Source organism: Vibrio sp. M60_M70 (assembly GCF_037162085.1).
GTDB classification, from domain to species: Bacteria; Pseudomonadota; Gammaproteobacteria; order Enterobacterales; family Vibrionaceae; genus Vibrio; species Vibrio diabolicus.
Window position 1 is genome coordinate 3079708 of sequence record NZ_JARLUL010000001.1, and the last position, 24841, is coordinate 3104548.

At 45.8% G+C, this 24841-nt stretch carries 20 protein-coding genes, 12 tRNA genes and 1 pseudogene; 5 read left to right on the forward strand and 28 right to left on the reverse strand.

Annotated elements, in window-relative coordinates; translation table 11 throughout:
- Positions 1-204 precede the first annotated feature (204 nt).
- Complete coding sequence (locus P4S59_RS14350) at positions 205-579, forward strand: hypothetical protein (RefSeq protein ID WP_012841336.1); 375 nt, start codon at positions 205-207, stop codon at positions 577-579.
- A gap of 55 nt (positions 580-634) precedes the next feature.
- On the opposite strand, the gene trpS is transcribed toward P4S59_RS14350, so the two are convergent.
- The 5 genes and pseudogenes from trpS to nsrR all read right to left on the reverse strand — a co-directional run bounded on the left by trpS (position 635) and on the right by nsrR (position 6414).
- Entirely contained in the window at positions 635-1651 is a 1017-nt protein-coding gene (gene trpS / locus P4S59_RS14355; RefSeq protein WP_053807770.1) for a tryptophan--tRNA ligase, read from the reverse strand.
- Between the two features lie 115 nt (positions 1652-1766).
- Positions 1767-2453: a phosphoglycolate phosphatase gene (locus tag P4S59_RS14360; protein WP_337168566.1), complete on the reverse strand. Its 687-nt coding sequence runs from the start codon at positions 2451-2453 to the stop codon at positions 1767-1769.
- Between the two features lie 99 nt (positions 2454-2552).
- A complete protein-coding gene (rlmB, locus tag P4S59_RS14365; RefSeq protein ID WP_337168567.1) occupies positions 2553-3299 on the reverse strand; it encodes a 23S rRNA (guanosine(2251)-2'-O)-methyltransferase RlmB in 747 nt (248 codons plus the stop codon).
- A gap of 70 nt (positions 3300-3369) precedes the next feature.
- Positions 3370-5873: pseudogene (rnr, locus tag P4S59_RS14370) on the reverse strand (ribonuclease R).
- Positions 5874-5988: 115 nt separating this feature from the next.
- Positions 5989-6414 carry a nitric oxide-sensing transcriptional repressor NsrR gene (gene nsrR / locus P4S59_RS14375; protein ID WP_005387939.1) on the reverse strand — a complete coding sequence of 142 codons (426 nt, stop codon included), beginning with the start codon at positions 6412-6414 and terminating at the stop codon, positions 5989-5991.
- Positions 6415-6571: 157 nt separating this feature from the next.
- On the opposite strand from nsrR, the gene hmpA reads away from it, so the two are divergent.
- A complete protein-coding gene (hmpA, locus tag P4S59_RS14380) occupies positions 6572-7756 on the forward strand; it encodes an NO-inducible flavohemoprotein (RefSeq protein ID WP_337168568.1) in 1185 nt (394 codons plus the stop codon).
- 83 nt (positions 7757-7839) lie between these two features.
- On the opposite strand, the gene motX is transcribed toward hmpA, so the two are convergent.
- A complete protein-coding gene (gene motX / locus P4S59_RS14385) occupies positions 7840-8475 on the reverse strand; it encodes a flagellar protein MotX (protein WP_005387944.1) in 636 nt (211 codons plus the stop codon).
- Positions 8476-8694: 219 nt separating this feature from the next.
- Complete coding sequence (locus P4S59_RS14390) at positions 8695-10011, reverse strand: adenylosuccinate synthase (protein ID WP_005395372.1); 1317 nt, start codon at positions 10009-10011, stop codon at positions 8695-8697.
- A 172-nt stretch (positions 10012-10183) separates the two neighbouring features.
- Here P4S59_RS14390 and P4S59_RS14395 point away from each other — a divergent pair, with 172 nt between their 5' ends.
- Positions 10184-10369 carry a DUF2065 domain-containing protein gene (locus P4S59_RS14395; protein WP_005381383.1) on the forward strand — a complete coding sequence of 62 codons (186 nt, stop codon included), beginning with the start codon at positions 10184-10186 and terminating at the stop codon, positions 10367-10369.
- Positions 10370-10431: 62 nt separating this feature from the next.
- Here the strand turns inward: P4S59_RS14395 and hflC are convergent, their stop codons facing one another.
- The 8 genes from hflC to tsaE form a co-directional block, all read right to left on the reverse strand.
- Entirely contained in the window at positions 10432-11412 is a 981-nt protein-coding gene (gene hflC, locus P4S59_RS14400) for a protease modulator HflC (protein ID WP_005395373.1), read from the reverse strand.
- Positions 11413-11414: 2 nt separating this feature from the next.
- Entirely contained in the window at positions 11415-12620 is a 1206-nt protein-coding gene (hflK, locus tag P4S59_RS14405) for an FtsH protease activity modulator HflK (RefSeq protein WP_005395374.1), read from the reverse strand.
- Positions 12621-12665: 45 nt separating this feature from the next.
- Positions 12666-13955: a ribosome rescue GTPase HflX gene (hflX, locus tag P4S59_RS14410; RefSeq protein WP_005381380.1), complete on the reverse strand. Its 1290-nt coding sequence runs from the start codon at positions 13953-13955 to the stop codon at positions 12666-12668.
- 38 nt (positions 13956-13993) lie between these two features.
- A complete protein-coding gene (hfq, locus tag P4S59_RS14415; RefSeq protein WP_005381379.1) occupies positions 13994-14257 on the reverse strand; it encodes an RNA chaperone Hfq in 264 nt (87 codons plus the stop codon).
- A gap of 193 nt (positions 14258-14450) precedes the next feature.
- The gene (gene miaA, locus P4S59_RS14420) at positions 14451-15383 is read right to left on the reverse strand and encodes a tRNA (adenosine(37)-N6)-dimethylallyltransferase MiaA (protein WP_337168569.1); all 933 of its coding nucleotides are present in this window, start codon (positions 15381-15383) and stop codon (positions 14451-14453) included.
- A complete protein-coding gene (mutL, locus tag P4S59_RS14425; protein ID WP_337168570.1) occupies positions 15380-17392 on the reverse strand; it encodes a DNA mismatch repair endonuclease MutL in 2013 nt (670 codons plus the stop codon). The genes miaA and mutL overlap by 4 nt, the downstream gene beginning before the upstream one ends.
- Positions 17393-17410: 18 nt before the next feature.
- Positions 17411-19126, reverse strand: coding sequence for a LysM peptidoglycan-binding domain-containing protein (locus P4S59_RS14430; protein WP_005395379.1), 1716 nt, complete (start codon positions 19124-19126; stop codon positions 17411-17413).
- On the reverse strand, positions 19120-19584 hold the full coding sequence (tsaE, locus tag P4S59_RS14435) for a tRNA (adenosine(37)-N6)-threonylcarbamoyltransferase complex ATPase subunit type 1 TsaE (RefSeq protein WP_005395381.1): 465 nt from the start codon (positions 19582-19584) through the stop codon (positions 19120-19122). The genes P4S59_RS14430 and tsaE overlap by 7 nt, the downstream gene beginning before the upstream one ends.
- Before the next feature lie 276 nt (positions 19585-19860).
- Between tsaE and queG the strand changes: the two genes are divergently transcribed.
- The gene (queG, locus tag P4S59_RS14440; protein WP_005395385.1) at positions 19861-20988 is read left to right on the forward strand and encodes a tRNA epoxyqueuosine(34) reductase QueG; all 1128 of its coding nucleotides are present in this window, start codon (positions 19861-19863) and stop codon (positions 20986-20988) included.
- A 618-nt stretch (positions 20989-21606) separates the two neighbouring features.
- Here queG and P4S59_RS14445 read toward each other — a convergent pair.
- The 13 genes from P4S59_RS14445 to orn form a co-directional block, all read right to left on the reverse strand.
- A tRNA-Met gene (locus tag P4S59_RS14445) sits at positions 21607-21683 on the reverse strand.
- 59 nt (positions 21684-21742) lie between these two features.
- Positions 21743-21818: transfer RNA gene (locus tag P4S59_RS14450), tRNA-Gly, on the reverse strand.
- Positions 21819-21853: 35 nt separating this feature from the next.
- Positions 21854-21929 (reverse strand) — tRNA-Gly (locus tag P4S59_RS14455).
- A 36-nt stretch (positions 21930-21965) separates the two neighbouring features.
- Positions 21966-22041, reverse strand: a tRNA-Gly gene (locus P4S59_RS14460).
- 30 nt (positions 22042-22071) lie between these two features.
- Positions 22072-22148: transfer RNA gene (locus P4S59_RS14465), tRNA-Met, on the reverse strand.
- Positions 22149-22190: 42 nt separating this feature from the next.
- Positions 22191-22266, reverse strand: a tRNA-Gly gene (locus tag P4S59_RS14470).
- 30 nt (positions 22267-22296) lie between these two features.
- Positions 22297-22373, reverse strand: a tRNA-Met gene (locus P4S59_RS14475).
- A 42-nt stretch (positions 22374-22415) separates the two neighbouring features.
- Positions 22416-22491, reverse strand: a tRNA-Gly gene (locus P4S59_RS14480).
- A 30-nt stretch (positions 22492-22521) separates the two neighbouring features.
- Positions 22522-22598, reverse strand: a tRNA-Met gene (locus P4S59_RS14485).
- A gap of 42 nt (positions 22599-22640) precedes the next feature.
- Positions 22641-22716: transfer RNA gene (locus tag P4S59_RS14490), tRNA-Gly, on the reverse strand.
- Between the two features lie 30 nt (positions 22717-22746).
- Positions 22747-22823 (reverse strand) — tRNA-Met (locus P4S59_RS14495).
- 42 nt (positions 22824-22865) lie between these two features.
- Positions 22866-22941 (reverse strand) — tRNA-Gly (locus P4S59_RS14500).
- A 156-nt stretch (positions 22942-23097) separates the two neighbouring features.
- Positions 23098-23643, reverse strand: coding sequence for an oligoribonuclease (orn, locus tag P4S59_RS14505; RefSeq protein WP_005395387.1), 546 nt, complete (start codon positions 23641-23643; stop codon positions 23098-23100).
- Between the two features lie 127 nt (positions 23644-23770).
- On the opposite strand from orn, the gene rsgA reads away from it, so the two are divergent.
- Complete coding sequence (gene rsgA, locus P4S59_RS14510; protein WP_005395388.1) at positions 23771-24835, forward strand: small ribosomal subunit biogenesis GTPase RsgA; 1065 nt, start codon at positions 23771-23773, stop codon at positions 24833-24835.
- Positions 24836-24841: the final 6 nt, after the last annotated feature.

Here is a 24841-nt window from a genome sequence, read left to right on the forward strand (position 1 = left end):
TTTGATTTTCATTTTTATAGCCATGTCTAAACTTAAGTCACCTATTATTCGCTCGGCTTTTTCTTACGCATGACCCTCATACTTCAAAATTTTCATCATTTGCTCAATAACTTCTCCTTATTCACTAGCCAAATTCATACACAAAAGATATAACACCTGCGCGAGACATTAAGATCTCATTAGCTGTAAACCCAGGAACGATAAATGAAAAAAATTCAACGTAGTGCGCTAGCTCTCTTCTTACTTGGCTTGATAACGGGATGTCAATTGACCGCCAGTGAGCCACTTCAACCTACCGCGAATCAAAACATCATCGAATCAGCCAAAAATGAGCTGGATGGAATTGAAGAGTTAGAGGTCAGTGACGAGGGTGTTATTACTTTTACCCAGCGTCTAAGAACACCAGGAACCTACTGGATCCCAGCGAGAATTAAAGAACTTAGCTACGATATATCATGCGTGCAGCTCAGTTACTTCATTGATAGAGGCATGGTGGTGAAGTCCGCCTTTTTAGGTGCTCGAGGACGTGTTGAATATTACGATATGGAACGTTGCATGAAAGACACGCCATTCCAGTAAAAAGCATAAAAAAAGCTCCACTAACGTGGAGCTTTTTGTAATCTATTCTTAGCAACTATGGGCGAGCGACAAAGCCTACCGCTTTGTATGCTTTCTTCAGCGTTTCAGCGGCGCGAGCCGATGCTTTTTCTGCACCTTGCTGCATTACCTCATCCATGTAAGCACGATCAGCGCGAATACGATGGTATTCTGCTTGAATTGGCTCAAGCATTGCTACAACCGCCTCGCCAACATCTTTCTTAAATGGACCATACATTTCTACGCCTTTGTACTTGGCTTCGATCTCTTCAAAGCTCATTCCTGTCGCCGCAGAGTAAAGTCCCATTAGGTTCGCGATACCCGCTTTGTTCTCGATATCATGGCGAATGCTTGGTGGGGTTTCGGTGTCTGTTTGCGCCTTGTTGATCTTCTTGATGATCGACTTTGGCTCTTCAAGCAGAGTAATCACGTTCTTACGGTTATCATCTGACTTCGACATTTTCTTCGTCGCGTCTTGAAGACTCATCACACGTGCATTGACTGTTGGAATGTACGGCTCAGGAACGGTAAAAATCGGACTTTCTGGTGAGTAGATGTTGTTGAAACGCGTTGCGATATCACGTGCTAACTCAAGGTGCTGTTTCTGATCGCTACCAACTGGTACTTGGTGTGCGCCGTAAAGCAAAATATCTGCTGCCATCAACACAGGGTAATCAAACAGACCCACGTTTACGTCATTCGCGTAACGTGCCGATTTGTCTTTAAACTGAGTCATACGGCTCAGCTCACCCATTTGCGTGTAACAGTTAAGAAGCCAACCAAGTTGAGCATGCTCTGGTACGTGTGACTGAACAAATAGCGTGCTCTTCTTCGGATCAACACCAACTGCCAGACAAATTGCCAGTGCGTCTAATGTCGCTTCATGTAGGGCTTTAGGATCCTGACGAACCGTAATCGCATGAAGGTCTACTACACAGTATTGGCAATCATAATCGTCTTGCATCTGCTGCCATTGACGTAGAGCACCCAAGTAGTTACCGATACTTAGTTCACCTGACGGTTGAACACCACTCAATACAATGGGTTTGCTCATTAGAATGATTCCTTTGACTTCTTAATCTAATTAAAATGAAAAACCGTGCGGCTTTTAGCGCACGGTTTACTCAGTGTACTCATTAACAAGTATTTTGGAAGATCTTTTGTTGCCGTTATGCAGAAACAGCGACGACTTCCAGTAATTCCGCGAGGCGGTTCGCCACTACGTCAGGGTTCGAAGCTGAAATGGGCTCGCCATGGTTATAACCGTAAGTTAAACCAAATGAAGCACAACCCGCATTTTTCGCCGCCAAGATATCGTTTTTCGAATCCCCAACCATCAACATCTCTGCTGGTTTTACCTGGTGCTTTTCCATTAGCCAGTTCAGCGCCACCGGGTTTGGTTTTTTCTCTGGAAACGCGTCACCACCTAATACGTCTACGAAGTACTTGGCGATGTCATGCTGCTCTAGAATTTCTGGTACGAATTTCGAGGGCTTGTTCGTCACAATCGCCATCGTAAAACCAGCTTGGTGTAGCTCTTCAAGCGTCTCTTTTACTGTTGGATAAAGGTGACTTAGCTTATGGCCGCTTTGCTTGTAGTATTCATCAAACAGCTCACGCGCTTTAGCACGCAGCTCATCACTCAAATCACTGCTGATGGTTATGCTTTGGCTTAATGCACGTCCAATCAATATATCAGCACCATTACCAACGTAATCACGCACCTGCTCTTCTGATACAGAAGGATAGCCTAACGCCTGAACTGTTTGATCGGCCGCTACGGCAAGATCTGGCACGCTATCAAGCAGTGTTCCATCCAGATCAAAAGCAATCAATTTAATATCTTGTTGGGTCATAAATTCCCTAGCTAAAATAACACAGGATGGTTCCCCATCCTGTGTGCTTAATCTTGATGTCACTCAGTGTCACACTCAGCGACGCTTAGTGTGCTCGCCTTATTTTTGGGCAGCCAAACGCTGACGAACCGCTTCAAACAAACAGATACCAGAAGCCACTGATACGTTCAAGCTTGATACACTGCCTGCCATAGGGATCTTAATTAAATCATCGCAGGTTTCGCGAGTAAGACGACGCATACCATCACCTTCAGCACCCATCACGATAGCAAGAGGACCAGTAAGCTTAGCTTGATAAATGTCGTGCGTAGCTTCACCAGCCGTACCCACAAACCAAATCCCTTTTTCCTGTAGCGTACGCATTGTACGTGCAAGGTTGGTTACACGAATCAAAGGTACAACCTCTGCAGCGCCACATGCTACTTTACTTACCGTTGCATTCATTGGTGCAGAACGATCTTTCGGTACGATGATCGCCGCAGCGCCTGCCGCATCTGCGTTACGCAAACACGCACCAAGGTTGTGCGGGTCCGTCACACCATCCAGCACTAACAGTAGCGGTGATTCATGCTGCGCTAAGGTGTCATCAATGTCGTTCTCGTTCAGTTGTTTTGCTGGTTTTACGCGAGCAATGATGCCTTGGTGATTTGCACCACGCGCTTTATCATCCAGAGTTTTACGCGTCATTTGTTGAATAGAGACACCACAAACCTGAAGATCATTTAGGATTGGCATCAGGCGATCATCTTGACGACCTTTTAAAACGTATGCCTCGATAAAACGCTCTGGTTCGCGCTCCAATACCGCTTTCACTGCGTGAATGCCGTAGATAAATTCGTTACTCATTGTTTAACCTGTTGTTCGGGTCGTATTGCCTGCGCCAGCCGAGTTTGAACTGAGCTGGCGCTTCAGCCTACTACGCTTCTTTTTTAGGGCGCTTGGTTTTCTTCGGCTTACTGTGTGGCTTTTTTTACGTGCTTTTTTCACTTTAGGCTTCTTTTTGCCTTCGGCGTCATCACGTTTGGGGCCATTGCGCTTACTCACTGCGCCCGTTTCTTCTGGACGCTTAGTTGGCTCTATCGCAGGAACTGCGCGAGGCGCGCCACCTTCTTTCGATGAAGAGCGAGTCGCAGCGCGTTTTTTATCTTTCGCTTTGCGTTTTGCTTCCGCTGCGCGTTTCTTCGCAGTCTTACCTTCACCGCGTAGCTTACGACTTGTTTCGACCAATTCAAAGTCAATTTGCTTATCATCGAGGTTAACAGCCAGTACTTTTACTTTTACTGCATCACCTAAGCGATAGATGTTACCGAAACTTTCACCAATAAGTCGTTGACCAATAGGGTCAAATTGATAGTAGTCGTTCGCAAGGGTAGAAATATGCACCAAACCATCGATGTGCAAATCCGTTAAACGTACAAAGAAGCCAAAGCTAGTGACATTAGCAATCACGCCGTCTAGTTCGTCACCGACGTGATCTTGCATGTATTCACACTTCAACCAATCCGCAACATCACGTGTTGCATCGTCCGCACGGCGCTCTGTCATCGAACATTGTTCACCGTAAAAGTCCATATCATCGAACGAGTAATGGTAGCCACCCGTTGGTGTCCAGCGATCTTGATTACGACCTTCTTCTTTAGCAATCAGATACTTGATTGCACGGTGAAGTAACAGGTCAGGGTAACGACGAATTGGCGACGTAAAGTGCGCATAGCGTTTCAGTGCCAATCCAAAGTGCCCCGCGTTATCTGCGTTGTATACCGCTTGCTTCATTGAGCGCAGCAGCATAGTTTGAATCAACTCTTGATCTTGACGCCCAGAGATTTGACGTGCGAGATCAGCATAGTCCGTTGGTGAAGGCTCTAGACCACCTTTTAGCTCAAGACCAAGTTCACTTAAGAAGTCACGGAAACCTTGCAGGCGTAATTCACCTGGAGATTCGTGGATACGATAGAGCGCAGGCTCTTTCGCTTTTTCTACCAGAGATGCCGAAGCAATGTTGGCTAAAATCATACATTCTTCGATGATCTTGTGCGCGTCATTACGAATCACTGGCTCAATGCTTTCGATTTTACGTTCCGCATTGAAGATAAACTTGGTTTCAACGGTTTCAAATTCGATTGCACCGCGTTGATCTCGTGCATCTTTCAGCACTTTGTACATCTTGTGCAGCTCTTCTAGATGAGAAACAAGCGGCTGGTAGCGCTCACGTAGTTCTTCATCCCCTTCTAGAATCGCGCTCACTTTGCTATATGTGAGACGAGCGTGCGAGTTCATCACGGCTTCGTAGTGCTTGTAGCCCGATAGTTTACCCGTCTCTGAGATGGTCATTTCGCACACCATACACAAGCGATCAACTTGTGGGTTAAGTGAACACAAACCATTTGATAGCACTTCCGGTAGCATTGGCACTACTTGCGATGGGAAGTACACCGAGTTACCACGGTTGATGGCTTCTTTATCCAGCGCAGAGTCAGGGCGAACGTAGTAACTGACGTCAGCAATCGCTACCCATAAACGCCAACCACCTTCTTTGTTCTTCTCACAGTAAACAGCATCATCAAAGTCTCGTGCGTCTTCGCCGTCAATGGTCACAAGTGGTAACTCTCGTAGATCCACACGACCAACTTTGGCTTCTTCTGGTACTTCTTCGCCTAAGTCTTCGATTTGTTTATCGACGGCCTCTGGCCACTCGTGAGGGATTTGGTGTGTACGAATCGCAATTTGCGTTTCCATACCTGGTGCCATGTTTTCACCAAGTACTTCAACCACTTTACCCATCATGCCACGTGAGCGTGAGCCACGATCAGTAATTTCAATCACGACCACGTTACCCATGCGTGCACCCGCTTTGTGCTCATTTGGGATCAGAATATCTTGGCTGATACGCGAGTCATCAGGGACAACATAGGAATAACCATATTCGAGGAAGAAACGACCGACGATTTGATCATTACGCTCCTCTAACACTCGAACCAAGCGCCCTTCACGGCGACCGCGCTTGCTGTTGTCTGTAGGTTGCACTAAAACAAAGTCACCGTGGATGATGTTCTTCATTTGATGGTGCGGTAACAGAATATCATCATCCTTGCCGACGCTGCCTTCTGGACGCACCCAACCGTGGCCATCACGATGACCAATCACGTAACCTTTCACCATTTCAAGTTTTTCAGGCAATGCGTAGCACTGACGGCGGGTAAACACCAGTTGACCATCTCGCTCCATCGCACGTAGCCGACGACGCAACCCTTCGTATTGCTCTTCGCCCTCAAGCTTTAGTGCCTCAAACAAGTCATTGCGATTCATTGGAACGCCCGCTTGCTCTAGAAACTCGATGATAAACTCTCGGCTTGGAATTGGATTTTCGTAATTTTTGGATTCACGATCTGCAAAAGGATCGTTTGGAATATTGTCTGACATAGGCACGCCTATCTAGCAAGGAAGGTATATGGCTAGTATATCTGAGTCTCTCGATAAGCTACAGAATTGCTTTGAAAAAAGAATGATCGAGATCGACTCTAGACGTGCAAATGAGTTAAGGACGAGCCAGTAAGATCAACAACTCAGAATTGTCGCTCAGCAAGGATTCGATCGTGCAATCATCCAGCTCCGCCAAAAAGGCACTTTTTGCTTTTGCCAATTTATCTTTGAGGCGACAGGCAGGGGTAATATGGCAAAAATCTACGCCGCAATTGACCAAATCTAACGGCTCTAAATCTCGCACGACACCACCTACTGTGATTTCAGAAGCAGGTTTCATCAGCCGAATACCACCGTTTTTTCCACGCACGGTGTGGACATAGCCTAGTTGCCCTAAACGGTTGATAACTTTGACCATATGGTTACGTGACACACCAAATAAATCCGTCACTTCAGTGATATTAGTTAACTCATCTTCCGGCAACGAAGCCAAGAAAATTAAGGTTCTCAACGCATAATCAGTAAAGCTCGTTAACTGCATATTCTCTCCCAAAGTGCGACTCAATAACTCGCTGGTGACACTAAAACGCCAAACTTGAGCTATCGATAAAAGTGTAAATCTTTTCTTGATCGAAAGATACATTTGAGATACAACTTTAAACATGCATTATAAATACAACTTAAAGTAGGAAGCCCATATGCTCAGCAATCAAACCATCGAGATCGTCAAAGCGACCGCACCACTTATCGCCGAAACGGGACCAAAACTGACCGCGCACTTTTACGAACGTATGTTTACTCATAACCCAGAGTTGAAAGATATTTTTAATATGAGTAACCAGCGTAACGGCGATCAGCGTGAAGCGCTATTCAACGCCATCTGCGCCTATGCTGCCAATATTGAAAATTTGCCAGCTCTACTTGGCGCAGTAGAAAAAATTGCGCATAAACACACGAGCTTTTTGATCACAGAAGATCAGTACCAAATCGTTGGTAAACATCTACTTGCGACGATTGATGAGTTATTTAATCCAGGTCAAGAAGTGTTGGATGCTTGGGCTGAGGCTTACGGCGTACTTGCGAATGTATTTATTCAGCGCGAAGAACAAATTTACCAACAAAATGAAGCTTTGGAAGGCGGCTGGCGCGGTCTACGCGAATTTGAATTAGTCGATAAACAAATCGAGAGCGAACACATTTGCAGCTTTGTGTTTAAACCAACCGATGGCCAAAAAGTGGCACCGTATAAACCGGGACAATATCTTGGCATCTATATCAACAGTGACCAGTTAGAAAACCAAGAAATTCGCCAATATAGCCTATCTTCTGCGGTCCAAGAGAACACCTACCGTATCTCAGTAAAACGTGAAGAAGGCGGAAAAGTATCGAACTTCCTGCACGATAGCCTGAACATTGGCGAAAAAGTGCAGCTTGCCGCCCCTGCCGGTGATTTCTTTATGGATGCCGAACCACAAACACCCGTTGTTCTAATTTCTGCAGGTGTAGGACTTACGCCAACGCTGTCCATGCTAGAAAGTCTCTCAGCACATCAAGCACCTGTAACTTGGGTTCATGCAACAGAAAATGGTCAACAGCATGCTTTCAAGCAACACGTGAACCAACTAGTCGCGGCGAAAGAAAACATGAACGCGCTCATTTGGTATAACCACCCAACGGCAGAAGACAAGCTAGGTGAAGACTTCCACTTCAAGGGTTTTGTCAATCTGTATGAAATTGAAGCCGCATTAAAGCAAGATAACGTGCAGGTGTACTTCTGTGGCCCTGTCGGGTTCATGCAGCACGTAGCGAAACAACTATTAGAACTTGGCGTACCACAAGAGCAATTCCATTACGAATGCTTCGGTCCACACAAAGTCGTTTAATCGCTCAAGATTACTCTTCGGGAAACAACAAAGCCCACATTATGTGGGCTTTGTTGTATGAAGTTGTTTGCCTTGATAGGACGTTACCAAAAGGTGTCTCGCCTTTTAGCTCGAGCAATAACGTTTTGTGGCATGCGCTGTTCAAGGCCGTTTCTCAATACAGTGATGCGCTTATGCTGCCGCTTATCTGCTGTGACAGAGTTATATAACCAACGATACGCATCTTCGTAATCAAGTGGGCTGCCGTAATCACGCAGGAGCAATTCGGCTAAATGAATACGCGCATTTAGGTTTCCCATTGAGGCGGCTTCTCGCAAGTAAGGAATTGCTCGCTCTTTATCTTGCTGCACTAAAGTGCCACGCGAATAGTATCGGCCAATCTGCTCTAGCGCGGCAGGTAATCCCTGATGTGCTGCATTTTCGATGTAGTAAAGGCCCAGTTCGACATCTTGCTCGACACACACACCCCACGCCAACATGTCGCCGTACAGAAATTCATAAGCGGGCAAGTTAATTCGAGTCGCACGAGCAACGATATCCTCCACCAGCTGGCAGTTATCAGCGCGCACACGTTGTAAGTGCTTATTTTGCTCAATAAGCTTTATCAGCTCTGCTTCGGTGTAGATAGGAACTGGCGCCCCCACATCAGCAACATTGGCTTTCGCTGTGGTAGCTACCAAGGTCAATAATAGTGAAGCAGCCACTGTTCGTAACTTCATAAACGTACTCTTTAAGGTATCTAAGAAACCAAAGATCGATGAAGGATCTCCTCTGCTTGATAACCTTATCGGCAAAAGCCAGTTAAGCTTTAGACAATTTTTGCCTCTGACTTAGACTCAGCGGCAAAAATTTGCCATATGAGAATCACTGCCGTTTTTTGTTCAGATACAAAAAAGCCGACCAGAAGGTCGGCTTTTGCAATCTTTAACGACTATCAATTAAGCTTCGAATGGATGAACCTTGATGATAGTTTCGTTACGGTCAGGACCTGTTGAAATGATATCTACAGGCACACCTGTTAGCTCTTCAATACGCTTGATGTAGTTAAGAGCCGCTTGTGGTAGATCTTCTAGCGCTTTAGCACCGAATGTGTTCTCAGACCAACCAGGCATAGTTTCGTAGATTGGCGTCGCTTTTTCGAATGCTTCAGCAGCCATCGGAGAAACTTCTAGCACAGAGCCATCTTCCATCTTGTAACCAGTACAGATTTTTAGCTCTTCTAGACCATCTAGTACGTCTAGTTTAGTTAGACAAAAACCAGATACAGAGTTGATTTGGATTGCACGACGCATAGCAACAGCATCGAACCAACCAGTACGACGTAGACGACCAGTTGTCGCACCGAACTCGTGGCCAACTTCACCTAAATGCTTACCAATTGGATCTTGCTTATCTAGACCGTCGTATAGTTCAGTCGGGAATGGACCTGCACCAACGCGAGTACAGTACGCTTTCGCGATACCCAAGATGTAACCGATGTGACGAGGACCAAAACCTGAACCTGCAGCAACACCACCAGCAGTCGTGTTAGAAGACGTTACGTATGGGTAAGTACCGTGGTCGATATCAAGTAGCGTACCTTGTGCACCTTCGAACATGATCTTATCGCCGCGCTTACGTGCTGCGTCTAGTTCGTCAGTTACGTCGATAACCATTGAAGTAAGTAGCTCTGCGTAGCCTTTTGCTTCTTCAAGCACAGCTTCGTAGCTTACTGGTTCAGCTTTGTAGAAGTTAACGAGTTGGAAGTTATGGAACTCCATGACTTCTTTTAGCTTCTCAGCGAACGATTCCATATCGAATAGGTCGCCAACGCGTAGACCGCGACGAGCAACTTTATCTTCGTATGCTGGACCGATACCACGACCTGTTGTACCGATAGCTTTTTTACCGCGAGCGATTTCGCGAGCTTGGTCCATTGCAACGTGGTAAGGAAGAATTAGCGGACATGCTTCAGAAATGAAAAGACGCTCGCGTACTGGAATACCGCGCTCTTCAAGAGGTTTCATTTCTTTAAGTAGAGCTTCAGGTGATAGTACAACACCGTTACCGATAACACATTTTACGTTATCGCGAAGGATACCTGATGGAATTAAGTGAAGAACGGTTTTTTCACCGTCAATTACGAGAGTATGACCTGCGTTGTGACCGCCTTGGTAGCGTACCACGTATTTTGCATCTTCAGTTAAAAGGTCTACGATTTTACCTTTACCTTCGTCACCCCATTGGGTGCCTAGAACGACTACGTTATTTCCCATCTTTCCAAGTCTGATTGCTAGTTAAAAATGGATTCTAGCACCGAATCACGCTTCTTGCAGTCATTTTTTGTTCACAGAGTTGCTACCAGAATGTCATCTTGCTGCTTTGCTCATTTTGAAATCAGCATATCACTGATAGTATTTAGTTTTCTTTATTCGACTGGAAAGCGGTATGTCTGAATCCATATGGTTGGCGATTGGGCTCGTCTTGATCGTGGAAGGCATTGGACCACTCATTGCTCCAAACGGTTGGCGGAATATGGTGGCTCAATTAAGTGAACAGCCCAACAATCAGCTACGACGCATCGGTGGCTGCCTAGTAGTTGCTGGAGCCGTAATCGCCATAATGATGAGCTAGCACTTAGCATCAGATACAAAAAAGGCTCCCTAAGGAGCCTTTTGTTTCATTTGACGCTGAGATTATTTCTCCATACCGCCCTTCGACTGGTTCATGTATTGGAAGAACTCACTCTTCGGATCAAGTACCAGGATATCGCTCTTAGAACTGAAGGACTTCTCATACGCACGTAGCGAACGTAGGAAGCTAAAGAATTCAGGGTCTTTGTTGTATGCTTCAGCATAAATCTTCGCAGCTTCAGCATCCGCTTCACCTCGTGTTACACGAGCAGTCTTATCAGCTTCAGCTAGAATGGTTGCCACTTCTAGCTCAGCTTGAGCACGAATAACTTCCGCTTTCTCACGACCTTGAGAACGGTGCTTACGAGCCACAGACTCACGCTCTGCACGCATACGACGGTAGATAGACTCACTGATTTCATCAGGCAGGTTGATTTTCTTCATGCGGAAATCAACAACACGAACACCCAAGTCTTTCATCGCGCTTTCACGCGTGTCTTTCAATACTTCAGACATAATTAGGTCACGTTCACCATCAATCTCAAGCGCTTCACGTGCCGCTTCAGTTGCGACAACATCTGCACTTGCATCTTCTGGTAGTACATCATCGTTACGTGGACCAGATACAATCTGTTTGATTTCACGAGCACCGATTTCAGAACGAAGCACATCCGTTACTTTACGCTCAAGTAGTGCCTCCGCCGTTAGCGAATTACCACCGCCTGTCGCTAGGTAGTAACGACCAAAGTCTTCAATACGCCACTTCACGTAGGTATCAATAATAACGTCTTTTTTCTCAGACGTTACGAAACGGTCTGCACGGCCATCCATCGTTTGGATACGTGCATCAAGTTGTTTCACACGGTCAAACAGAGGCATCTTGAAATGCAAACCAGGCTCGTAAATTCGAGTGATGTCGTTGTTGTCTTTAAGAACACGACCAAATCGAACCACGATACCGCGCTCACCTTCAGGAATCACAAACAAAGACATCAACATTAATGCCAGTGCGATTACCAATACAGGGATCATTAACTTACGCATTCTTAGTATCTCCCTTGACGTGAACCTGTTGAACGAGACTGCGTGTTCGAAGTGTCTTCTTGTGTACGCTCAGACTCCAGTTGAATTTGATCGTAGGTTGAAGATGACTTCGATTTACGTTTTGTGTCTGCCTGACCTTCTTGGCCCGCCAACTTATCTATTGGAAGGTACAGAAGATTGCCGCTTGATTCAGAATCAATCAACACTTTCGAAGTGCTTGAGTACACTTCTTCCATTGCGTCAATGTACAGACGGTCACGCGTTACACCTGGTGCCGCTTGGTATTCTGGTAGTAGTTTTTCGAACTGTGCTACCTGGCCAAGAGCCTCGTTAGTGACACGTTCATTGTAACCTTGCGCTTCTTTCTTCAAACGTTCAGCACGACCCGTTGCCTTCGGCAAGATTTCGTTCTTGTATGCTTCAGCTTCACGGATGAAACGCTCTTCATCCTCACGAGCTGCGATTGCATCATCAAACGCATCTTTCACTTGCTCTGGTGGACGCGCAGACTGGAAGTTTACGTCAACAAGTACCAGACCCATATCATAGCTATCAATGATTTGGTTCAGTGTTTCTTGCGTAGTTTGACGAATTTGCTGACGACCACTGGTTAGAATGCTATCCATCAATGAGTCACCAATTACTGCACGTAGTGCAGAATCCGTTGCTTGACGCAAGCTATCGTCTGCATTGGTTACACGGTACAAGTATTTGTACGGGTCAGTCACTCGGTACTGAACATCCATCGCGACTGTTACGACGTTTTCATCTTTAGTCAGCATTAGACCAGATGCACGTAGTGAACGAATCGCTTGTACGTTTACCGCTTCGTATTCATCAATAAAACGAGGGCGCCAGTTAAGGCCTGGGTCTACGATACGATCGTATTTACCTAAACGCAGCACAACACCACGCTCTGCTTCACCGATGGTGTAAAAACCAGCGAAGAACCAAACTGCAACAGCAATAAGAGCAATCACGCCAAAGCCAATTGCACTACCACCACCGCCGCCGATTGGAGAACCACCGCCGCCTTTTTTACCAAACTTGCCACCCAGTTTTTGACTCAGTTTATTGAACACTTCATCTAAATCTGGCGGACCTTGATCTCGGCCACCAGGACGCTGGCCACCACGATTATTATTACCCCAAGGGTCATTATCGCGGCCATTGTTGCCGTTGTTATTTCCAGGCTCATTCCACGCCATTAGAAAGCTCCATCATTTGATATGACGTTATACTGTAGCAGTCCTTTAAGTGACTATAAAGCCAGTCAAAACTGCCCCTTCTCTTTTTTCAAGTCTAGACCAATCTACTTGCTGCATTCGAATATCGATCAACAAGTTACCATCCTGGTCATATTCCTCACGTTGAATACACTTCATTTGGAAGAAGGTACTACGGAATCGTCCTTGATACTGTGGAGGAATTCGCAACTGATGCTCGACCATTTGTGACGCCAGACGTTCCGTCAGAGCCTCAAACAGGACATCAATGCCCAACCCATCCATTGCTGAAACCCAAACTGCGCGAGGTACGCCTTCCTCGTCTCGTTCTATACGTGGTTTCTGCGAATCTAGATTGTCGATTTTGTTCATGACAACCAGAGTCGGCACTTCATGTGCATCGATCTCTTCTAGTACTTCATGAACAGCTTGAATATTCTCACGAAAACGCTCATCACTAGCATCAACAACATGTAACAAAATGTCAGCTTCTTGCGTTTCCTGCAAGGTTGCCTTGAAGGCCGCAACCAAGTCGTGAGGCAAATGTCGAATAAAACCAACCGTGTCAGCCAAAATGGCAGGCCCAACATCTGCTAACTCTATCTTACGTAAAGTCGGGTCCAAAGTAGCAAATAGTTGATCAGCGGCATACACGCCAGCTTCTGTAATACGGTTGAAGAGTGTCGACTTACCCGCGTTGGTGTAACCCACGAGTGAAACCGTTGGGATTTCAGCTCGATTTCGGGCGCGGCGCCCTTGTTCACGCTGCTTCGCTACTTTGTCTAAGCGTCGCAGGATGGCTTTGATTCTGTCACGCAATAAGCGACGGTCGGTTTCCAGCTGGGTTTCACCCGGGCCACGTAAACCGATACCCCCTTTCTGCCTTTCAAGGTGCGTCCAACCACGAATCAAACGAGTAGAGATATGACGAAGTTGAGCCAGCTCTACCTGTAGCTTACCTTCGTGTGTTCGAGCTCGTTGAGCAAAGATATCGAGAATAAGACCAGTGCGGTCGAGAACTCGACATTGGCACAGTGCTTCGAGGTTACGTTCTTGGGCAGGAGAGAGGGCGTGATTAAAAATCACAATTTCGGCACCTGTCGACTGTACCGCAGTAGCAATCTCTTGGGCCTTACCCTCTCCGACATAGTATTTCGGGTGTGGGGATTGACGACTACCAGTTACCACTTGTAGCGCCTCTACCCCAGCAGAAGAAACCAGCATTTCGAACTCAGCCAGATCTTCCCATTCACCTTCTTGCGTGAAGTTGATATGAACAAGTACGGCTCGCTCACCGGATTCATAACGGTCAAACAAGCAATCAACTCCTTATTTTAAAAATACTCGATGAAGAATTAATCTTCTGATTTCTCTTGTGGACGCTCACCTTGTGGACGTTCACCGCTGTGATGGCTCACTGGACGAGCCGGCACAACTGTTGAGATCGCGTGCTTGTACACCATTTGGTTAACAGTATTCTTCAGCAGGATCACAAATTGATCGAACGATTCGATCTGACCTTGTAGTTTAATACCATTCACAAGGTAGATAGATACCGGGATACGCTCACGACGTAGCGCGTTTAGAAATGGGTCTTGTAGAGATTGCCCCTTAGCCATTTTATTTTCCTTATTTAATTTGTAGTTGTAATTATTTAGCTAGTGGTGCAATGCAAAAGATACTGCTTTTGCATCTGAGCTAAACGAATCAAAAATGCACTCTAAGTAATTAGCAGCATAGTATAAAAACCGCCAACAACAGATCCTTTGAGAGTGCGTTCACGCAAAAACGATCACATTATACACAGCTATGTCAATCAGATGCTATTGCTTCCGACATCGTTTCTAATGCCTGTTCAATGTTCTCGCTATCCAACCAAGTTAAGTCATCCCAGCTGCGTAACCAGGTGATTTGACGCTTGGCCAATTGACGAGTCGCGCATACGCCACGAAATACTGCTTCGTCACGTGTACACTCCCCATCTAAATACTCCCACATCTGTCGGTAACCGACGCATCGTATGGAAGGAAGATCGGGGTGAAGATCTTTTCGCGAATGTAGCGCTTTCATTTCTTCTTCAAAGCCCGCTTCCATCATCTTTTCGAAACGAAGTTCAATTCGACGGTGAAGTTCTGCCCTATCCTTGGGAGCTATTGCAAACTGCTTGACTCGGTATGGCAGGCTTTCACCTTTCGTTTGAGTCAATTCAGTCAAAGTTTTACCTGAAATACGAAAAACTTCCAATGCCCGAGATAAACGTTGGGGATCATTGGGATGGATTCTCGCTGCTGACACAGAATCAACCTCTTTGAGTTCATCGTGCAACACTGACCAACCTTTAGTCAATGCTTCTTGTTCAATTTGCTGACGAATTTCAGGATTTGCAGCAGGAAGTGGGGATAAACCTTCAAGTAGCGCCTTATAATACAGCATTGTCCCACCCACTAAGAGTGGAATTTTTCCTTCTGCAACAATATCATCCATCGCTTTCAATGCATCACGACGAAAGTCGGCTACAGAGTAAGATTCGCTCGGATCCAAAATATCAATCAAGCGATGAGGCGCTAAACTTAACTCTTTTCCATCCGGTTTCGCCGTACCGATATCCATCCCTTTATAGATCAAAGCAGAATCAACACTGATGATCTCAACCGGGAACTTTTGACGAAGACGAATCGCCAACTCAGTTTTGCCTGATGCTGTTGGCCCCATTAAAAATAGCGCCAAAGGTAGTTTATCTGTCATGGTTTTAATTTGGCTATCGTGGCAGAGAAATCAACAGCGGATACAAATTTTGTATCTTCTAATGGCAATTGACCATCTCTTAGCTGTTCAAGTTCCGCAATAATTTGAATTGCTTCAGAAAAAGTATAATGACTCTTCACTGTCGTGACCTGCAATGCGAGCCAATCTATCAACTCAGACAGCATCTGAGCCGTTGCTATACCTTCCTTCACACAAGATTGCGCGTAAGATAACAGATCTGGTACTAGATTTTGTAAGTTTTGTTGACGTAGCGGCGCGGGAACGCCCATCACCATTAAGGCTTGCTCATTTCTCGCTTTCAATTGAATGCCAAGTAACGCCAAATCTTGTTGATAATCTTGAGCCAGCTTCACTAACTCGGCCTCTAACTTAATAGATAGAGGAACGAGTAGAGGCTGTGCTTTAAGCGCGCCATCGCTTGGAGTGAGCTGTCCTTTTACACGATAAAATTCCGCTCTAGGTAACGAGACTAACGCCGCCCCACTGTCACTGCTCATCAGAACAAATTGCTCATCGACCATCACTAGCGCTTTGCCTAGTGCATTAATCGATGGAAGTGATGCATGCGCAGTTGCCTTTTGGGGGTCTATCGGCGTTACGGGTTGAGACTCAAACTCTGGCGTTTTCAACAACTCGTGATAAGCGCGCACTTCTTGCTTGCTTGGCGCTGGCTCAACATGGCGCTCTTTGTTGTGATTCGGCTTTGATGCTGGTTTGGATTCCACCCAATCAGTACGCTTGAACGAGTCCGCAACGCGAGCTTCTCGCACGGAAGTATCCCTAGGACTGCGATCGCGAGGTTTAACTTCATAATCACTGCGTCCAGGATAAGCCGGTGTGCTCTCTATCGCTTGATAAACACGCTCTGGAACTGGTGAAGGTGTCGGCCTTTGCACTTTTTCAAGCTCAGGCGAATGCTCAACCTCTTCGGACTCAGTCGGTTCCACACGATGAAATGCGGATTCATTAACCTGTGGTTTATCAATCACGGCGCTTTGCGCAAGTGCATCCGCCAAAGCTTGATAGATGAAATCATGCACTAAGCGAGCTTGGTGAAAGCGCACTTCATGCTTAGCGGGGTGGACATTCACATCTACCTGGTGCGGGTCTAACTCAATAAAGAGCACATAGGCAGCGAACTGATCTGGCTTTAAGCTCATTTCATAGCTTTGACGAATCGCGTGATTGATTAATTTGTCACGCATCATTCGGCCATTCACATAGCAATACTGTAAATCGCTTTGCTGCCTTGCTCCTTCTGGTGTGGTAATCCAACCATGTAGCTTTAACCCTTGATGCTCAAGCTCGATTCTGAGCATATGCCGCACAAACGCATTACCGCAGACAGCTGCAATACGTTTTTCGGTTTGAAGCTGATTTTTCGCCGCACGATATTGACGAATGATCTTGCCGTTATGGCGCACATTGATGGTGACATCAAAGCGGCTTAACGCAATGCGTTTCAATAACTCATCAATATGAGCAAATTCGGTTTTCTCCGTACGCAGAAATTTGCGACGCGCTGGAGTATTAAAAAATAAGTCCAACACCTCAACAGTCGTACCAATCGGGTGCGCTGCTGGCTTAAGCTTCACCTGCATATCACGCCCTTCGGAGTAGGCACTCCAGGCTTCTTCTTGTGCCGCAGGACGCGATGTGAGCGTCAAACGCGAGACTGAGCTAATACTGGCTAACGCTTCACCACGAAAACCTAGACTCATGATGGCTTCGAGATCATCCAAAGTATGTATCTTAGATGTAGCATGACGACTGAGCGCTAAGCCGAGTTCATCTTTCGCGATACCTTTGCCGTTATCACGAACACGAATCAGCTTTGCGCCTCCTTTCTCGATATCGATATCGATTCGAGTTGCGCCAGAATCAAGACTATTTTCAACCAGTTCTTTAATTACAGAGGCGGGTCTTTCGACCACTTCCCCTGCTGCAATTTGGTTTGCAAGTCTAGCTGGCAAAATTTTAATCGTCATAATGAGTTAAAAGCTCACCTATTTGTTTGGAATGATAAGGACTTGCCCAACCGCCAGCTGATCGGAGCGTAAGTTGTTCGCTTTACGAATGCTCGAAACGCTGACTCCGTATTTGGACGCTATTTTACCAAGGTATTCACCTCGAGAAACTTTGTGCTTACGGATCGGCTTATCTTTGACAGCAACGGTTATCTTCAACTTTTGTCCTACCCACAAGGTATCTGACTTCAAGTTGTTCTCACGGCGGATATCTGAAACCTTCACTTTATAGTGACTCGCAATCTTACCTAAGAACTCACCTGACTTAACCTTATGAATGATGGTTTCTGTCTCAACAGTAATCGGTTTACTTGGTACTTTAATCGTGCCAGCAGAAGGGATTTTGAGCTTCTGACCAATTGCTAATCCAGTCGACTTCAAGTTGTTTGCCGACATCAGCGCTTTAGAGCTAAGCCCATATTTATTCGCAATCACCGATAACGACTCGCCACGTTTTACGGTATGCACTATTGGCTTCGCTGAAGGCGAGAATACCGTACCCTCTGGTGGATTATCTTTTAAGTACTTAACGACCGCCTTAGTGATCGCCTGAGCTAACTTATCTTGGTGCGCTCGTTGAAACAGCAACCGCTCTTCTGTTGGGTTAGAAATAAAGCCCGTTTCCACTAATACAGACGGAATCTGCGGAGAGCGTAAAACAGCAAGGCTAGTATTAATCGGTTTGGTGTTATGCAGGTGCGCAACACGTCCCATCTCACCAAGGATTTCTGTTGCCAGCTTATACCCTTCTTTTTGTGAATGACTAAACTGCAAGTCCAACAAAGTTTGGTTCACGTTACGATCTTTGGTCTTAGTGAAGAACGCATTACCCGAACCACCTAATATTTCAGATTGTTTCTCATGGTTCTCAACCCAGCGAGCAATTTCAGTATTTGCACGACGGGTATTCAGCACGAAAACCGAACCTCCGCGAGGCTTCGGTGAGGTAAACGCATCAGCGTGAATGGAAATCAGTAAGTGCGCATCATTTTCACGGGCAATGGCTACACGACGGTTTAGATTCACAAAGTAATCTCCGGTACGTGTCATACGCGTTTTAATCCCAGGCGTAGCATCGAGCTGAGCAGCAATTTTTCTTGAGATACTCAATACCGCGTCTTTCTCGTACTTACGGCGTGAAGGGCCAATAGAGCCAGGATCTTCACCACCGTGACCAGGGTCGATAACGATCAAGACTTCTTGAGCTCGTTGAACTGAACTCATGTCTTTGCTGGTCGCCGCTGGCTTGCTCGGTTTAGAAGCTGAAGTCGATGCTTTCTTACCGTGCGGCAGGTCAATCACCAAACGGTGACCATATTGCCCGCCAGGCGTTGGGCTTAATTTAAACAATTCCGCTTGAACGCTCTTTTTCAGTTCAAACACCAAACGGTAGGTGCCCTTCTCTGGCGGAGAGCTTTTTCGAACTAGCTTTAAAACCGGGCTATCCGTAACAGTAACAGGCAGTTTGGCCTGCATGGTCGTGCTTTTTAAATCCACGACAAGACGATCCGGTCCGGATAAAGAGAAATAGGAATAGTCAGCTTCCGAGCCTAAATCGATGACAACACGCGTTTCATCAGGAGAAGGCCAAACTCGAAAACTCTTTACGACGTTAGCAAATGCTAAATTGGGGATGAGAAGGAGAAAAGTGGCGACAAACGTCGCCACTACTCTAAAATTTGAAAAACTCAACATAGCTCCAATCGACTGAGTAACTGCACACCATAATCATTATTAGCTGTTAGTTCGGCTACACGCTGCTCACCTTGGTAGCGAATGTTCACATCAAGATCCGGTTGTGGCAACAAACCATGCCCTTTTTCAGGCCATTCAACCAAGCAAATTGCATCATCTGTGAAGTAATCTCGAATCCCCATGAACTCAAGCTCTTCAGGATCCGCAAGACGATAAAGATCGAAATGGTACACTTGCCACTGATCCAACTGATACGGTTCGACTAGAGTATAAGTTGGGCTTTTCACGTTACCTTGATGGCCAAGAGCACGGACAAAACCACGACTAAAGGTTGTTTTACCTGCACCCAAATCACCATGCAGATAAATTGTGGTTTGTTGCGAACAAAGGTGAGCCAGAGCGGTACCTAGTGCAACCGTTTCGTGCTCATCTTTTAAATTGAATTGTTTCGTGCTCATTGATGCTTCTCTAACTAATGATCGTTGACTATATAAAAATCAAAAGAACAGGAATAGTAAACCGTGTTGGTTTTGAGAGACAAGCTTTCAAATGTCATATGTGCGAAAAAAGTATCCAAGGAACGGTATCTTAATCACCTTAGTATCGACCTAGATTTAGAATATATGCAAATGACTTCAATAAGCAGTATTCACAGCATCAAAAACGTCCCTAACTGGGTAGCACCAAAGCCAGAGATCCGTTAAGATCCGCCCCCTTTTATTCCGGTGGTTAGCATGAACTACGAACAACTCGCACAACAAATCAAAATTTGGGGAAAAGAGCTCGGCTTCCAAAAAGTTGGGATCTGCGACGTTGATCTGAGTGAGCATGAAGCCGCACTGCAAAAATGGCTCGATGCAGGCTATCATGGCTCAATGGACTGGATGGCTCGTCACGGTATGATGCGAGCTAGACCCAATGAGCTACTCCCGGGAACCGTTCGTGTGATCAGCGTTCGGATGGACTACCTACCACCAGAAGCACAATTCGCTTCAAACCTAGCGAATAAAAATCATGCCTATATTAGTCGCTATGCATTAGGGCGTGATTATCACAAGCTCGTCAGAAAACAACTGAATAAACTTGGCAAACTTATTGAACAAGAAGTTGGTCAGTATGGTTACCGACCTTTCGTCGACTCCGCACCAATATTGGAGCGACCACTTGCCCAAAAAGCAGGCTTAGGCTGGACAGGGAAACATTCCCTGATTTTAGATCAAGACTGTGGCTCGTGGTTCTTTTTAGGCGAGTTGCTTATCGACTTGCCACTTCCCGTTGACGAGCCAAGCGTTGATCAGTGCGGTAAATGCAAAGCATGCATTACCTCATGCCCAACACAAGCCATCGTTGAAGACAAAGTTGTTGATGCTAGACGCTGCATCTCTTACCTCACCATCGAGTTCGATGGCGTGATCCCTGAAGAGTTTCGCAAGCCAATGGGTAACCGCATTTATGGCTGTGATGACTGCCAATTGGTTTGCCCATGGAATCGCTACGCCGACATAACGGAGCAGAGTGATTTCCATCGTCGCGATAGTTTCAAAAACCCGGATCTCGTAGACATGTTTAACTGGGATGAAGCGACTTTTCTAAAAAATATGGAAGGCTCCGCTATTCGTCGCATTGGTCATATACAGTGGCTGCGTAATATTGCTGTCGCACTTGGTAATGCAGAATACAGTCAACGAGTCATTGATGCGTTAGAAAGTCGACAAGGTGAAAATAAATTACTTGATGAACACATCAAATGGGCTTTGGCCGAGCAACTGAATCAACTCCCCATTGAGAATAAAGCATCTACAGAGACGAAAAAGCAGCGCTTAATAAGAATAGTCGAGAAGGGGCTACCAAGAGACGCATAGTGCGTAGTCTATATGCAAGAGATTGAAAGCACTTTTACAGTTCAATTCATGACCTTGTTCTCAATTTTGTAATGTGGAAAAAAATTTGAGATTCAAGAAAAACAAGCTAGCAGAAAAAAGTTAAACACAGCTTGGAGAAATGACTAGGATCAAAAAAATACCAGTTAATGATCGTATTTTAACGTATCCGATCCGACAAAAAACTTATTTTTCTCTTATTTAACAAAGACTTAATCAATATTTCGTTATTATTTCGACTTTCCTTCAGCGAAAAGATCTTTCTTCTCCATCGCAAAAAGTCAAGCTAAAAACACTTTATCAACTAACTTATCCACAGAACGACGTATGTGGATAACTCTGTTAATTAAAGTAGATAAAACATGCAGAACCTCATCATGCTTGTACGCCAGCCGATTCATATCGTGTTTTAAACACAAACGAAATCGTCCGACATCATATGATGCGGATAAAATTTAGTTTTTGGGGATTCATGCTTCGCAGCATTATGAAAAGAGCGATGTGATTGGTTGCGAGAAGCAGGAATTGAATCAAGCGGCGCATCCGTCGACGACTTAGGATTGTGCTAATAAATAAGCATTCAATCTATCGTCTTGTATTTGGTTGCGGGGGCCGGATTTGAACCGACGACCTTCGGGTTATGAGCCCGACGAGCTACCAAGCTGCTCCACCCCGCGTCCGAGTGCTTCATCTTTGTTGATGATGAAGGCTTTGCTTTCATTTATAAAAAAGAAACTGGAGCGACACACGAGGTTCGAACTCGTGACCTCAACCTTGGCAAGGTTGCGCTCTACCAACTGAGCTAGTGTCGCTTTTGTCACCGTTAAGCACGATGAAGGCTATATATTGGAGCGACACACGAGGTTCGAACTCGTGACCTCAACCTTGGCAAGGTTGCGCTCTACCAACTGAGCTAGTGTCGCATTTCGTCACCGTTAAGCACGATGAGGGCTATATATTGGAGCGACACACGAGGTTCGAACTCGTGACCTCAACCTTGGCAAGGTTGCGCTCTACCAACTGAGCTAGTGTCGCATATTAACAGCAGTCGCTATTAATGGAATTTGGTTGCGGGGGCCGGATTTGAACCGACGACCTTCGGGTTATGAGCCCGACGAGCTACCAAGCTGCTCCACCCCGCGTCCGTATTGTGTCACTGTTAAATACCGTGAGAACTATGAAACTGGAGCGACACACGAGGTTCGAACTCGTGACCTCAACCTTGGCAAGGTTGCGCTCTACCAACTGAGCTAGTGTCGCATATCAACAGCAGTCGCTATTGATAGAATTTGGTTGCGGGGGCCGGATTTGAACCGACGACCTTCGGGTTATGAGCCCGACGAGCTACCAAGCTGCTCCACCCCGCGTCCGTATTGTGTCACCGTTAAGTACCGTGAGAACTATGAAACTGGAGCGACACACGAGGTTCGAACTCGTGACCTCAACCTTGGCAAGGTTGCGCTCTACCAACTGAGCTAGTGTCGCATATCAACAGCAGTCGCTATTGATAGAATTTGGTTGCGGGGGCCGGATTTGAACCGACGACCTTCGGGTTATGAGCCCGACGAGCTACCAAGCTGCTCCACCCCGCGTCCGTATTGTGTCACCGTTAAGTACCGTGAGAACTATAAAACTGGAGCGACACACGAGGTTCGAACTCGTGACCTCAACCTTGGCAAGGTTGCGCTCTACCAACTGAGCTAGTGTCGCATATCAACAGCAGTCGCTATTAATAGAATTTGGTTGCGGGGGCCGGATTTGAACCGACGACCTTCGGGTTATGAGCCCGACGAGCTACCAAGCTGCTCCACCCCGCGTCCGTATTGTGTCACCGTTAAGTACCGTGAGAACTATAAAACTGGAGCGACACACGAGGTTCGAACTCGTGACCTCAACCTTGGCAAGGTTGCGCTCTACCAACTGAGCTAGTGTCGCATCAACAACGTTTCCGCTGTTTAGGGCTGCGAATTATAAGAGCATTTTTTTGTGATGCAAGTCCTTCCTTCAAAAAAACTTTATTTTTTTACTGAACGATGAAAAAGCAATCAAAAGCGATATAAATTACAACAATTTGGATCGCAACCTTAACAGTTAAATCTTGAAAATAGTACCACGATAGTACTTAAGTTCTGCAATCGACTCGCGAATGTCGTCCAAGGCCAAATGTGTTCCCTGTTTTGTGAACCCATTTAATACTTCAGGTTGCCAACGACGCGCCAATTCTTTAAGAGTGCTGACGTCAACATATCGGTAATGAAAGAACTCTTCTAATTCCGGCATGTGTTTGTACAAGAAGCGACGATCCTGCCCAATGCTGTTACCACATATTGGCGACGCCCCTTTCGGCACCCATTTTTCTAAGAATTCAATGGTTTGTGCGACCGCATCTTGTTCTGAGATTTTACTGTTGCGAACGCGTTCTACCAAGCCGCTTGCCGTATGCGTATTGGTGCACCAATCGTCCATTTTCGCTAGCTCTTCTTCCGGCTGATGAATCGCTAATACTGGACCTTCAGCTAAAATATTTAGCTCGCTATCCGTGACAATAGAAGCAATTTCAATGATTTTGTGCGTTTCAGGATCAAGCCCTGTCATCTCTAAATCAACCCAAATTAGGTTTTGATCGCTAAAGGACATGGTTACGCCGCCTATTTGTTTATCGATAAAAGAGGTACTATACCTCAAAATACGGGAAACACGATACTCACTCAGAGCCAAGATCACGGCTCAACCATTTGAGTAAATTCACATAAAGTACAGAATTGTGGCAAAGAAGAAAAAGTTAACCAAAGGTCAAGTGCGACGCGTACGCAGCAACCAACAAAAGCGTTTAAAAAAGCAAGAAGAGTCCATCCAGTGGGATGAAAACATGCTAGGCGCAAGCAAACAAGGTCTAGTGATCACTCGTTTTGGCCAGCACGCGGATATTGAAGACCTTGAAACAGGCGAGATTCAACGCTGTAACCTTCGCCGTGGTATCGAATCTTTAGTATCTGGCGATCGAGTTTTATGGCGCGAAGGCTTGGAGTCTATGGCTGGCATTTCTGGCGTTGTTGAAGCGGTAGAACCTCGTTCTTCAGTGCTCACTCGTCCAGATTACTACGATGGCCTAAAGCCCGTAGCTGCCAATATTGATCAAATGGTCATTGTCTCCTCGGTACTGCCCGAGCTATCACTGAATATTATTGACCGTTACCTCGTAGCATCAGAAACACTGAATATCGCACCATTGCTGGTCTTAAACAAAGTCGATCTTCTAGAAGCCGATGATCGTGCAATGTATGAAGAATGGCTCAAAGAATATGAACGCATTGGCTATAAAGTGCTTCTGGTCAGCAAGAAGTCGGGAGAAGGCATTGCTGAACTAGAAACCCTGCTGCGTGACCGCATTAATATCTTTGTTGGTCAATCAGGCGTAGGAAAATCCAGCTTAGTCAACGCGTTAATGCCGGAACTAGAGAGCGAAGTGGAAGAAGGCGAAGTTTCCGAGAACTCAGGTTTAGGCCAACACACCACGACAGCAGCGCGCTTGTATCATATTCCGACGGGTGGCGACTTGATCGACTCTCCTGGAGTGCGTGAATTTGGGCTTTGGCATTTGGAAGCAGAAGAAGTAACGAAAGCATTCGTTGAATTCCGACCATACTTAGGCGGTTGTAAGTTCCGAGATTGTAAGCACAATGACGACCCTGGCTGCCTTCTACGTGAAGCTGTTGAGAAAGGGGAAATCAACGAAACTCGCTTTGAAAACTACCATCGCATTTTGGAAAGCATGGTTGAAAACAAAGCAAACCGTCAGTATTCACGCAATAAGAAAGCCGATCTGTAATTAAGT